Below are 11,367 nucleotides of genomic sequence, written 5' to 3'. Positions count from 1 at the left end.
TATCTTTTCAGAAGAAAGTTAGGATGTCTTGGATTTTCTCTGGGAATATTAAATATCATGCTTGTATTGTCGCGGGGTGGAGCAGCCCGGTAGCTCGTCGGGCTCATAACCCGAAGGCCGCAGGTTCAAATCCTGCCCCCGCAACCAACCTCTTACCAAGAGGAGAATTACATAGTGTGGAGCTGTGGTGTAGTGGCCCAACATGCCTGCCTGTCACGCAGGAGACCGCGGGTTCGAATCCCGTCAGCTCCGCCATTTTTTATCTATACAATATGAGTCATTAGCTCAGTTGGTAGAGCACCTGACTTTTAATCAGGGTGTCGTAGGTTCGAATCCTACATGACTCACCATTTGCCTTATTTACAGCATGCGCGTATGGCGGAATTGGCAGACGCACTAGACTTAGGATCTAGCGGGCGACCGTGGGGGTTCAAGTCCCTCTACGCGCATCCAAACAAAAAGAGCTTTCTTGTATCCTTTAACGGGGATCGAAGAAAGCTCTTTTTTTGCGTACAAGCTTTTATAAAATCTGGTTGACATTGATTATTATTATCATTAATATCAAGAGTAGTGATTGACGCGAAATGGCGGGAGGAGATCGCATTTGAAAACGATTAAATACTGCTGCAGAAATGAGAAATTCGGATCGAAACAAATATATAAGTCGTTGAAGCACGAGTACCCAGACTTGAAGCAGAAGAAGAAGGACTGTTTAGGCAATTGCCGGCATTGTAAGAAAGAATGTATCGCCATGATAGGGAAGAAGAAGCTGCTTTGCGCGGAGTCACCAGACCATTTATATGCTCAGATCAAAGAAATCATATCGGCGTCTAAGGCCAAAAGTGTGACGGCTTGAACTTAAATCTGCTGAAATTGTTACTTCCGTTTGTATTTGTATGCACAATTCTGTTAATCTTGTATGTATGGGGAACACGCAAGAGATAACCATACAGAAAGGTGTGTGCACAGATGCTAAACGATACACTAACAGAAGCGCTCAATGAGCAGATGAATTATGAGTTTTATTCCGCGCACGTCTACTTAGCTATTGCTGGTTATTGCGCTGCGGAAAGCTTGGATGGATTTTCGAACTTTTTTAAAGTACAAGCAGAAGAAGAGAAGTTCCATGCCATGAAGATTTTTAAATTTATTAATGACCGTGGGAAAAAAGTCAGCTTTGCTGGTATGAACACGCCTGTGAATCAGTACGAATCGATTTTGGATGCTTTTGAACATGCTTACCTGCATGAGCAAGAAGTAACGAAACGGATTTATCACCTATCCGATTTGGCATTGAATGATAGAGAGCATGCGACGATGCAGTTCTTGAAATGGTTCATTGACGAGCAGGTTGAAGAAGAAGCCATGTTCGATAGCATTATCAACAAGTTGAAACGTATCGATAAAGATAGCAATGCGTTCTATATGTTGGATGCGGAATTTGCACAACGTTCCTTCACGCCGCCAGCTGCGGAATAATTACATACCCTATTCATGAGACAAAAACTTACTTGTTTCGCAATTATGCGAAAGAGGTAAGTTTTTTCTGTTTGTTGACATAAGGTTGTCAGGGTTTATTTTATATAGTAATAGAAAAAGAAAGGAAGTGCATCATGGATAAATTAGATCTAGCCAAGGCCTATAAAGCTTATTACACAGCTCCAACGAAGCCAGAACTCGTTGTTTTTGAACCTATTTCTTATGTAACCATTGTAGGCAAAGGAGATCCCGATGGTGCCACCTTTGCTAACGCCACAGAAGCGCTGTATACGGTCGCGTACGGCGTTAAAGGACATTACAAGAAGCTGGAGAAAGATTTCACAGTAGCGAAGCTGGAAGGGCAATGGTGGGTTGATGGAGATCCCCGAACTGCCTTGGAGGTACCGAGGGAAGAATGGCATTGGAAGTTATTGATTCGCATGCCGACATATGTGTCAGCTGAGATTGTGGAAGAAGCGCGTACAACTGCAATGGCTAAGAAAAAGGAGCTGAAGGTGATATCTGATGTTGGCTATGAATCCTTGAATGAGGGAACCTGTGTCCAAATGCTGCATGTAGGTCCGTATGCAACAGAACCAGAGACACTTGCTCGAATGGAGCAATTCTTAGAGGACAATCAGCTAAGGTACTGTGGTCTTCATCATGAGATTTACTTATCAGATCCGAGGAAGATAGAGTCTGCCAAAATGAAAACGATTTTGCGCTATCCTGTTGAAGCGGTAGAAGTGGTGATGGGGTGAATTTTGCTGTAAAATAGAACATAATGTCGAGCAGCCAACCATGGGGAGGGATAGCGGGTGCGAATACGTAGTATATCTAGGATTGGACGGGCTATTGGTGTCTTTATCATCATCGTCGGGTTCATGTATCCAACGCCCGCTGCCCACGCTTCTTGGTTGGATCGGGTAAAAGATATCTATCAATTGCCAAGCAATGTAGAACAAATCCAGAAGGATTATGAGGCTACGAAGCAGCAATTAGAAGAGCAAAAGGACAAGTTGTCGGAAGCCGTCAGGCAGTCGCAAGAAATCGAGGATCGTCTCCTCAGTCAGAATGAGGCACTTAAGAAGGACAACGAGCAGTTACAAGAACGGTTGAAGGCGATGGAACAAGTAGCGCTGGATAAGGATAAACGAAATCGCAAAATAACCTACATGGTGATTACGGCTGCCGCGTTGGTTGTAGGCTATTTCTTGCTTGGACGTGTGTTTCGCTTCTTCGTTTGGCGTAGACAGAAACGCGGGCTGCGTTAGCAGGCTAGTGTGAGGAGGTTGTGTCATGGAGGTCATCTTTGAAAATGCGAGTTTGCAAGCTAGGATGGCTACGCTTCAGCTTGACTATGGCGAAGCCGTTTATGTCCTTCATCCCAACCAAATTGTAGCGTTTCAAGGGATGCCAGAGCTGCGCGAGGATGCTTTGATGAAGCTTCCTGGTATGTATAGGAAAAAGCGCTTGATCCAATCACGGGTGAGAGGGCCAGGCCAATTACTTATGGGACTGCCTGAAGCGTATAGTTTGGCTGTAGTACCTTTAGAAGCGGAAGATGACCTCTTGTTTGAGTTTCGTCATGTTCTCTTCTATACGGAAGGCGTGACCTTTACAACGCACCTCCAGAGCGTCAAGAATACATTGATCACGCAGGATCTTGTCAAAATGCAATTTCATGGCCCCGGAACGCTAGGTTTATTAACAGCGGGTCCTTTGCATCAGATGGCTTTAGATCCGAAGCAGCCTTTGTTTATAGATGTTAGCTGTCTGGTGGCGTATCCGCGGCAGGCGAATCTACGGCTATGTGTGTATGGCAATACAATAGCAAGCCAGCACATGAATTATCATTGGGAGATTACGGGGCATGGTCATGTACTCATGCAGCCTTGTAAGCCGGATCCTAAGTTGGACGAGCACATGAAATCGGATAGCTTGCTGCGCCGCATAGCTCGGGAAGTTCTGCCATTTGGCGGCGTTTTCATAAAATAATAAAAAAATTTAAAAAAAAGTTGCATTTGTTTTGAATACCTGATATATTATTCCTTGTCGCCTCAGAGAAACACTTGCTGAGCGAAAGAGAAATTACACCGTGCGGAAGTGGCTCAGCGGTAGAGCATCGCCTTGCCAAGGCGAGGGTCGCGGGTTCGATCCCCGTCTTCCGCTCCAATATTTGCGCCCTTAGCTCAGCTGGATAGAGTATTTGACTACGAATCAAAAGGTCGGGAGTTCGAATCTCTCAGGGCGCGCCATTTACACTTTATATTCACTACGGGACGTAGCTCAGCTTGGTAGAGCACCTGCTTTGGGAGCAGGGGGTCGCATGTTCAAATCGTGTCGTCCCGACCATTTTAGAATTTTTTATATGCGGGCGTAGTTTAATGGTAGAACTTCAGCCTTCCAAGCTGATCGCGCGGGTTCGATTCCCGCCGCCCGCTTAAGAAAGAAAGAAAGAAAGAGACCACCTTCGGGTGGTCTCTTTCTTCATAATTAGGGAATTGAACCCCTTAGGGTTCGACCGTCCCAATATACCATCTTCCCGCCGCCCGCTTACACAAGAAAGAGCCTGTCTCAAAAGTCAATTTATGAAACAGGCTCTTTTTCTTTTTTTGTTAATGACCGATGAGTAATAACCTACTTCCCACTTCCTGCAATTTAACTGGATTTTCTCCATCTATTTGAAGCGGATTTCTCGAATTCGAAAGATTAACTGTATTTCCTGTAGTTAAATTCCTTAGATTTGTTCGATTCTTTAAACTTCATACAAATTAAATGTACTTTCTCCACCTAATCACGAAAATACGTCAGATTCGAGCAAATTAGCTGTAATTTATACATCTAAACACGAATCGGCAGACTCATCGATATGGAGCATCGACGTTCCGTCTCATATTCATATTTTTCAATAGTCATACACGTGTATCTAGGTTAAAATGGGAAAAACATGCAAAGGGGACTTACCGAAATGAACGCTATTGAAAATCGTATTCATGGGTTACATCAGTATCATTCGGAGTTAACGGCGCCTGCTGATCTGGCTGCATTCTGGGAGCGCACATACGCGGAAGCTACGCAAGCAGCTTCTTATACAAGAGAGACGGTGGCATCACCTTTTGTACAAGCGGAAGTGAATAAGATCGTCTTGCAGGGCGCTGCGGAAACACCAATTCATGCTTGGTTGTTACTGCCTAATGCGGAGAGCAAGTCTAAGGTACCTTGTATTGTTACATTCCCAGGCTATACGGGCTCCAAAGGAAGACCTGAGGATCATGCAGCTTGGTTGCTTATGGGGTATGCGGTACTTGCAGTTGATGTACGCGGGCAAGGTGGCGATAGCGGTAATCTGCTGCCACAGGAGACTGGCATGACGAGGGGCTGGATTACACAGGGGATTCTCAATGCGGAGACAAGCTATTATCGAGCAGTTGCGATCGATTCTTTGCGTGCTGTGCAATGCGCGTTAGAGCAGCCAGAGATCGACAGTCAGCGTGTATTCGTATACGGTGGAAGCCAAGGCGGAGGGCTCGCCCTACTCGTAACTGCGTTAGAGAAGCGCATTCGGGCAACCATTGCCCATGTACCGAATCTTTGCCACATGGATTTAGGCCTGTTGAATTCGGTTAGTTCGCTTAGTGAGGCAGCGGATTTGGTTACCCGGTTCCCAGAATATCTGCCTGACGTACTGCGAACGGTTTCTTATTTTGATATTATGAACCTAGGTGATCGTATTCAGCAGCCTGTTCACGTTACGGTAGGATTGAAGGATACGTGTTGCTTACCAGAAGCCATTTTTGCTGCGTATAACCGAATCGAATCTTCACACAAATCTATTGAAGTGTACCCCTTCATGGGACATGCGACACCTCCTGGCTCCCATGCTGCGGCACATGCCTTTTTCTCAAAATGGTAGGGACTGAAGTAAGAAGCTTCCCGGTTGGATAACCTATAGCTAACTTGAAGGGAGGTGCTGACAGATGGAAAAAGTGGATTCATTTGAAGAGGTATTCGAGCTGATGGAAGCGGCTTTTCCTGTAACCGAAATAAGGACATATGAAGGTCAGCGGGCGCTGTTATCTCATCCTAATTACAGCATCGATGTCGAGAGAGATGCACAAGGGCAACTGCTTGGCTTCCTGGCCAGTTGGAGCTTTAGCACGTTTCGATTCGTGGAACATATCGCAGTGGGTGCTGCCACAAGAGGCGGTGGGATTGGCAAGCGAATGCTGACGACGTATATGAGCAGTGCAAGCACGCCTATCGTACTTGAAGTCGAGCCTCCGACTGCCTCAGATGCTACGCGGAGAATTGAATTCTATAAGCGCTGCGGTTTCCATTTGAACCTATTCCCTTATGCGCAGCCTCCCCTCAGAGAAGGGCAACTCACATTGCCTCTCAACATCATGAGTTATCCTAGTCCGATGACGGAAAAAGAGTTTAATCCCTGTAAGCATATCCTGTTTACCGAAGTGTATAAGCAGCTGCTCTGAGAAGAGTGGCTGTTTTTGTGTGCTTTTACATAGAAAAGGAAACACTTACCATCTCGCAAAAGTTGTCAAGGCAAAACGAACTATGCTAGTCTAACATAGACAAAAAATGCCGAATCTCAGAGCATCGAAAGCTCTGGTACGGGGGACTTCTTTACTTGGGGTGAATGAATGCTCAGTTAGCCATAGGCTAATGGGGCGTACTAGGGAAAACCTCTTCCCGAACCCGTCAACTAACCTCGGAGGCTTCAAGGAGGCACAACGTTTTGAAACTTTTTACCAAAAGCTTTATTTGTTCATGCGCTCTTGTAGGCGCAGCCATTTCTCTGTTCGCCGCTCCATCCACGCATGCTGCTGCCCCAGACACTTCTTCAGTGAAGGTTCAAGTCAATGATGAATTGGTGCAGTTCCCGGAAGTTCAGCCGTTTATTGATACGGAAGGTACACTTCAGGTGCCACTGCGTGTGTTGTCGGAGAAATTAGGTTATCAAGTGGGATGGGCAAAGCAAGGCGATGAAGTCGTCGTCACGCTTAAGAACAAGGAACAGGCAATTCAACTCACAACGGACGATGAGCAAGCGATCGTAAACAGTAAGTTAGTTGAGTTAGAGAGCAGCCCAACTTTGGTTAAGGGGAGTACTTATGTCCCTCTACGCTTCGTTACAGAGACGTTTGGATCTGCGATTGCGTGGAACGATGCGAATAAAATCGCCATCGTGGAAGAGGACGGCAAGACTCATAAGCCAGCCTGGATTGCACCGCCACCTGCAGTTCTAGCAGCCCCAGTGGCCAAGGTCGTTCAGTCATCCATTGCAGCTCAAATTATTCAAGCAGCAACGACATTTAAAGGGACACCTTACCGATGGGGAGGAACTACACCTAAGGGCTTCGATTGCTCAGGATTCGTTCGTTATGTATACGAGGCCAAAGGGATCGAGCTGCCACGCACTTCCGTGCAAATGTACGATCAAGCGGGGTCAAGAGTGACGGATTTGAAAGCGGGGGACCTCGTCTTCTTTGCTTCTGGTATCGTCAATCATGTAGGCATTTACATCGGAAATAATCAATTCATTTCCTCGACAACGTCCGTTGGTGTAACGGTTGATAGTCTCGCTAGCTCCTATTGGGGCTCAAGATATGTAGGTGCCAAACGGGTGTTATAAGATAGTTACGAAATCAAGTATAAGTACCGGTGTAAGAGCGTATGTTCGCTATGTCTTTCTGTATGGAAGGTAAAGCGGCAGATGCTCTTTTTTTTGCGCGAATTTGTGCGATTTTTATCGAATTTTTGAGAATTATAGCCTATAATGGAACAATGGTTGGAAGAAAGTAGGTGACGCGTACGACATGCAAGTCAGTGTCTGGAAAAGCTGGTTTCATAAAATTAAATTGTCGGGTCGAACAGATCGCATGTATAACGTGGAAACAGGTCCTGCCATACCGGAAGACATTCGGGTCGTAATTAAGCAATTTTTTCATACGTATAACCATTTCAAAGGGGCTAGGGAATACCAAACAGATACGTTTATTAAAGAAGTATTTTACGCAACAAAACAAGATCCAAGGGATCAGCGCTCCATAGATGAGATGGAAACTTATATTCAGAGCAAGAATGTGAATCGGTTACGACTGAAATCTTATGTCGTTGATGAATATTTACGTGTTGGTGAGAAGGTGTGTATGATCGGTGTGACGCGGGAGTTTAGCAATGCGCATCGCAATCGTGTGCTTTATTTTATCATACAAGAAGAAGGCACTTGGCGGTTCCATCATATCGTGAGATCACATCATGGCAAAATTCTTGAGAAATTTCAGGTGAAGGAACAGGTAGGATTTGTGGTTGGGGATGATAAAGTAGCACTGCTCTTTCTAACACATGCCGATTCGGCGGATGCTTCCACGTTTATGTTAGGGGATTATGTTCACTCTGAAGGCTATCTGGAAGTGGAGCAAGAGGTCAGCGGTCAGCTCTATTATCGCATTGTTCGAATGAATCGCGTACATTAAGATGGTTAATAGTCAGATCTATAAGCGGCATGAATAGGCTTTGCTCGGTCGTCGAGTAACGCTTATTTGGTGTATGTGAATACGGAAGTATGCAAGTGGACACAGCCCACCTCCATATGAAAGAATGGAACTATCATGCATGAGGTGAAAGGTTAGGTGTACATGCCTGAAAGGGAGGCAAAGATGGAGAAAGAACCGATGGAGCTGGAGGAGCAGTTTTGGAAAAAAGTAGATGGCGAGCAGTTAGGTCAGCTTCTACACATGATTACCTTGAGTAAGGGGCTGGAGCCTAGTCGGGTTGCTTTTGTATGTATAGGGACAGATCGCTCAACAGGCGATTCACTAGGTCCACTTGTGGGAAGTAGGCTTGCAGAGCTAGGCTATCCTTATGTCATTGGTACGCTTGCAGCACCGTGTGATGCTACTAATTTGGCCTTGCGCTTGCAGGAAATTCCACCGAGTGTTGTCGTTATTGCGATAGATGCGTGTTTAGGTCGGAAATTGAGTGTGGGATTGTACCAATTGTCGAACCAGCCACTGGCTCCAGGAAAATCTGTAGGTAAAGATTTACCGCCTATTGGTGATTACACGATTGCGGCGATCGTGAACGTGGATGGACCTAGACAGTATAATGTCCTGCAAACGACTTCGTTATTTCGTGTTATGCAGATGGCAGAAGAAGTAATCCGTGCAATTGTTTATGCAATTCCTTTGTAGCTGAGGGGCAGCAAAGAGGAGAAAGATCGGAGTGATTAGTGAGTGATGGGACCAGGTGGGCCAGGAGGAATGGGGCGGCTTTCCGACCGGAATCGTCCAAAGGCCAAGTTGAAGGATGTATCGATACGAAGGATTTTGTTATTGTTCAAAAGATATTGGGGGCAGCTCTTGGTTATTATCGGCTTGGCACTGCTTGCGGCAGTGATGGGGTTGATCCCGCCTCTAGTCATGAAGGAAATTATTGATACCGCAATTCCGCAGGGACGTGTTCAGCTATTGTCCGTGATGGCGCTGCTGTTAATCGTGCTGCCTGTGTTGAGCGGAATGGTAGGCGTATGGCAGAACCATCTCAATACCAAAGTAACCCAAGGGGTTATTCGGGATTTGGGGCAGTCGTTGTTTCACAATCTGCAGCGGCAATCCATGTCGTTCTTCACGGACGCGCGATCTGGTGAAATTGTTCAGCGGATCACAGGGGACGTGCAGTCGGTACAGAGTGTGGTTACGTCCATTGTCGTCTCTTCGATCACGCAAATCGTCATTGTTTTCACAACAATAGGTATCTTGTTTGCGTTAGATTGGAAGCTGGCGATCATATCAGTGCTCATTCTGCCACTTTTCGTCTTGCCTGTGAAAAAGGTATCTAAGCTGCGGAAAGAGTTACGGATCGAAACGCAAAAGGTACGTTCAGACATCACCTCGCAGTTAAATGAGAATTTCGGCATTTCGGGTGCGTTGTTGACGCGGATTTTTGGCAGAGAGAAGCAGCAAGAGCAAGAATTCACAACGATGAATCAAAAGGTGATGGATCTCGAGCTGCGGCTCAATCTTGTCGGCCGTTGGTTCGGAATGGCAACGAGCACGTTAGGGCCGTTAGGCACGGCTATTATTTATATCTATGGCGGCTACTCCGTCATTCAAGGGGATATGACATTAGGCTCGATCGTCGCGTTTACGGCGTATTTGGGACGGTTGTATATGCCAGTAGGGACCTTGCTGAATCTACATGTCGAGGTAGCGACAGCGCTGGGGGTATTCCAGCGAATTTTTGAGTATCAGGACATGGTGCCTGATGTCATGGATGCTGAGGGCGCGCGCCAGTTAGGGCCTGTGGCGGGGCATGTGAGGTATAAGCAGGTGTCTTTTGCTTATAAGGTTGGGGAGCAAAGCAGAGCGAGGGAGAAAGTGAAGCAGGAGGAGCGAGGCGGAAAAGCTGAGAAGCCGTTGGAGGCAGGCCAGAAGCGAAGAACGGTGGAACAAAGCGAAAGAGAGAGACTGGTGGATCGAGGCGAAGGAGCTGAGAGAGGGAAGCTGATAGATCGAAGCGGGGAAAGGGAGAAGGTGCAGTATGCGCTGCGCGACATCACCTTCGAGGCGCAGCCAGGTGAGATGGTTGCGCTTGTTGGACCTAGCGGCGCCGGGAAGTCGACGCTGATTGGAATGATTGCGCGGCTGTACGACCCGACAGCCGGTGTTGTTGAGGTCGACGGCGTGAACGTCCGCGACGTGGAGTTAGCGTCGCTGCGCGCGCAGATCGCGTACGTGACGCAGGAGTCTTTTCTGTTCCACGCGACGATTGGCGACAACCTGCGCTTCGCGCGGGAGGACGCTACGCGTGAGGAGATGGAGGCCGCTTGTCGGCAGGCCTACATCCACGATTTCATCGTGTCGCTCCCCGATGGGTACGACACGATGGTCGGAGAGCGCGGCCACCGGCTCTCCGGTGGTGAGCGCCAGCGGATCGCGATTGCTCGCGCGATCCTGAAGCGCCCGCGCATCCTCATCCTCGATGAGGCGACGTCGCACTTGGACTCGGAATCCGAGTCCTATGTGCAGGCGGCGCTCGAGGAGCTGATGCAAGGGCGCACGACGCTCGTGATCGCGCACCGGCTCTCCACGGTGCTGGCCGCCGATCACATTCTGGTGATCGAAGCGGGCAGCGTCGTGGAGCGGGGGACGCACAGCGAGCTGCTCGCAATGGAAGGGCTGTACGCGCGGCTGTACAGCACGCAGTTCGCGAAGGTTGCCGAGGAGGCAGCGAAGGGCGGCGTAGGCTAGCAGCCGCTGAAATGCGGGCAATAAGGCCCTAAAAGGGTCTTATTGCAGAGCGGGACGTCCTCGGCGCAGCAAATAACGCCCCAAAAGGGCGTTAAATGTGAGTATTGCCACCGAATGGGCGGAAACGCAGGAAATAAGGCCCCAAAAGGGCCTTATTTCGTAGCGGGAAGCCCTCGGCGTAGTAAATAACGCCCCAAAAGGGCGTTAAATGTGAGTATTGCCACCGAATGGGTGGAAACGCAGGAAATAAGGCCCCAAAAGGGCCTTATTTCGTAGCGGGAAGCCCTCGGCGTAGTAAATAACGCCTTAAAAGGGCGCTAAATAGAGTATCGCCCACCGAATCGGCGACACAGCACAGGCAGATCGCTAACCCGCAAAATAAAAAGGGATATTCCTCAGGTCAATTGACCTAGGGAGTATCCCTTTCTTGTTAAGTTACTAATTTGTTTAAATGATCAAGTGTGTGAGTAAGAGGACGAATTTAGGAGTAGGAGTAGGAGTAGGAGTAGGAGTAGGAGTAGGAGTAGGAGTAGGAGTAAGCTGCCGGAGGCAGAGAAACGGAACGAAGATTCGCTATCTCCGAATCTACAGCCACAAATTGGCGTATCGATCTGAA

General features: G+C 47.6%; 11 protein-coding genes, 8 tRNA genes and 1 riboswitch. All 19 genes read left to right on the top strand.

What is annotated here, in order from left to right; translation table 11 throughout:
• Positions 1 to 70 precede the first annotated feature (70 nt).
• The 19 genes from ACSQ8O_RS25630 to ACSQ8O_RS25540 all read left to right on the top strand — a co-directional run bounded on the left by ACSQ8O_RS25630 (position 71) and on the right by ACSQ8O_RS25540 (position 10,751).
• Positions 71 to 147 (top strand) — tRNA-Met (locus tag ACSQ8O_RS25630).
• Between the two features lie 31 nt (positions 148 to 178).
• A tRNA-Asp gene (locus tag ACSQ8O_RS25625) sits at positions 179 to 255 on the top strand.
• A gap of 19 nt (positions 256 to 274) precedes the next feature.
• A tRNA-Lys gene (locus ACSQ8O_RS25620) sits at positions 275 to 350 on the top strand.
• A 19-nt stretch (positions 351 to 369) separates the two neighbouring features.
• Positions 370 to 449, top strand: a tRNA-Leu gene (locus ACSQ8O_RS25615).
• Between the two features lie 155 nt (positions 450 to 604).
• A complete protein-coding gene (locus ACSQ8O_RS25610; protein ID WP_436243914.1) occupies positions 605 to 856 on the top strand; it encodes a DUF1450 domain-containing protein in 252 nt (83 codons plus the stop codon).
• A 113-nt stretch (positions 857 to 969) separates the two neighbouring features.
• Positions 970 to 1,479 (top strand): ferritin, encoded by a 510-nt coding sequence (locus tag ACSQ8O_RS25605; RefSeq protein ID WP_056620645.1) that lies wholly within the window; start codon positions 970 to 972, stop codon positions 1,477 to 1,479.
• A gap of 134 nt (positions 1,480 to 1,613) precedes the next feature.
• Complete coding sequence (locus ACSQ8O_RS25600; protein ID WP_436243913.1) at positions 1,614 to 2,240, top strand: GyrI-like domain-containing protein; 627 nt, start codon at positions 1,614 to 1,616, stop codon at positions 2,238 to 2,240.
• 57 nt (positions 2,241 to 2,297) lie between these two features.
• A complete protein-coding gene (locus ACSQ8O_RS25595; RefSeq protein ID WP_436243912.1) occupies positions 2,298 to 2,753 on the top strand; it encodes a hypothetical protein in 456 nt (151 codons plus the stop codon).
• 25 nt (positions 2,754 to 2,778) lie between these two features.
• Positions 2,779 to 3,477, top strand: a complete 699-nt coding sequence (locus ACSQ8O_RS25590) for an AIM24 family protein (protein WP_436243911.1) — start codon at positions 2,779 to 2,781, stop codon at positions 3,475 to 3,477.
• 102 nt (positions 3,478 to 3,579) lie between these two features.
• A tRNA-Gly gene (locus tag ACSQ8O_RS25585) sits at positions 3,580 to 3,654 on the top strand.
• A 6-nt stretch (positions 3,655 to 3,660) separates the two neighbouring features.
• Positions 3,661 to 3,737 (top strand) — tRNA-Arg (locus ACSQ8O_RS25580).
• Positions 3,738 to 3,757: 20 nt separating this feature from the next.
• A tRNA-Pro gene (locus ACSQ8O_RS25575) sits at positions 3,758 to 3,834 on the top strand.
• Between the two features lie 18 nt (positions 3,835 to 3,852).
• Positions 3,853 to 3,923 (top strand) — tRNA-Gly (locus ACSQ8O_RS25570).
• A 527-nt stretch (positions 3,924 to 4,450) separates the two neighbouring features.
• On the top strand, positions 4,451 to 5,395 hold the full coding sequence (locus ACSQ8O_RS25565; protein ID WP_436243910.1) for an acetylxylan esterase: 945 nt from the start codon (positions 4,451 to 4,453) through the stop codon (positions 5,393 to 5,395).
• A gap of 64 nt (positions 5,396 to 5,459) precedes the next feature.
• Positions 5,460 to 5,972 carry a GNAT family N-acetyltransferase gene (locus ACSQ8O_RS25560; protein ID WP_436243909.1) on the top strand — a complete coding sequence of 171 codons (513 nt, stop codon included), beginning with the start codon at positions 5,460 to 5,462 and terminating at the stop codon, positions 5,970 to 5,972.
• A gap of 97 nt (positions 5,973 to 6,069) precedes the next feature.
• Positions 6,070 to 6,232: riboswitch (cyclic di-AMP (ydaO/yuaA leader) on the top strand.
• A 3-nt stretch (positions 6,233 to 6,235) separates the two neighbouring features.
• Positions 6,236 to 7,132, top strand: coding sequence for a C40 family peptidase (locus ACSQ8O_RS25555; RefSeq protein WP_436243908.1), 897 nt, complete (start codon positions 6,236 to 6,238; stop codon positions 7,130 to 7,132).
• A 184-nt stretch (positions 7,133 to 7,316) separates the two neighbouring features.
• Entirely contained in the window at positions 7,317 to 7,976 is a 660-nt protein-coding gene (locus ACSQ8O_RS25550; RefSeq protein WP_236289086.1) for a hypothetical protein, read from the top strand.
• A 183-nt stretch (positions 7,977 to 8,159) separates the two neighbouring features.
• Entirely contained in the window at positions 8,160 to 8,693 is a 534-nt protein-coding gene (yyaC, locus tag ACSQ8O_RS25545) for a spore protease YyaC (RefSeq protein ID WP_436243907.1), read from the top strand.
• A gap of 69 nt (positions 8,694 to 8,762) precedes the next feature.
• Positions 8,763 to 10,751: an ABC transporter ATP-binding protein gene (locus ACSQ8O_RS25540; protein WP_436243906.1), complete on the top strand. Its 1,989-nt coding sequence runs from the start codon at positions 8,763 to 8,765 to the stop codon at positions 10,749 to 10,751.
• The last annotated feature ends 616 nt before the right edge of the window (positions 10,752 to 11,367 follow it).

Origin of the sequence: Paenibacillus sp. LjRoot56, from assembly GCF_964253335.1 — a bacterium.
Classification (GTDB): Bacteria; Bacillota; Bacilli; order Paenibacillales; family NBRC-103111; genus Paenibacillus_E; species Paenibacillus_E allorhizoplanae.
Note: the sequence above shows the minus strand (reverse complement) of the source record. Positions and strands in the feature narration are given on the sequence as shown.

Excerpts from the sequence above, each read along its gene's own strand:
- ACSQ8O_RS25565 (WP_436243910.1), top strand. The coding sequence starts at position 4,451 with ATGAACGCTATTGAAAATCGTATTCATGGGTTACATCAGTATCATTCG.
- ACSQ8O_RS25605 (WP_056620645.1), top strand. The coding sequence starts at position 970 with ATGCTAAACGATACACTAACAGAAGCGCTCAATGAGCAGATGAATTAT.
- ACSQ8O_RS25590 (WP_436243911.1), top strand. The coding sequence starts at position 2,779 with ATGGAGGTCATCTTTGAAAATGCGAGTTTGCAAGCTAGGATGGCTACG.
- ACSQ8O_RS25540 (WP_436243906.1), top strand. The coding sequence starts at position 8,763 with ATGGGGCGGCTTTCCGACCGGAATCGTCCAAAGGCCAAGTTGAAGGAT.
- ACSQ8O_RS25600 (WP_436243913.1), top strand. The coding sequence starts at position 1,614 with ATGGATAAATTAGATCTAGCCAAGGCCTATAAAGCTTATTACACAGCT.
- ACSQ8O_RS25560 (WP_436243909.1), top strand. The coding sequence starts at position 5,460 with ATGGAAAAAGTGGATTCATTTGAAGAGGTATTCGAGCTGATGGAAGCG.
- ACSQ8O_RS25550 (WP_236289086.1), top strand. The coding sequence starts at position 7,317 with ATGCAAGTCAGTGTCTGGAAAAGCTGGTTTCATAAAATTAAATTGTCG.
- yyaC (WP_436243907.1), top strand. The coding sequence starts at position 8,160 with ATGGAGAAAGAACCGATGGAGCTGGAGGAGCAGTTTTGGAAAAAAGTA.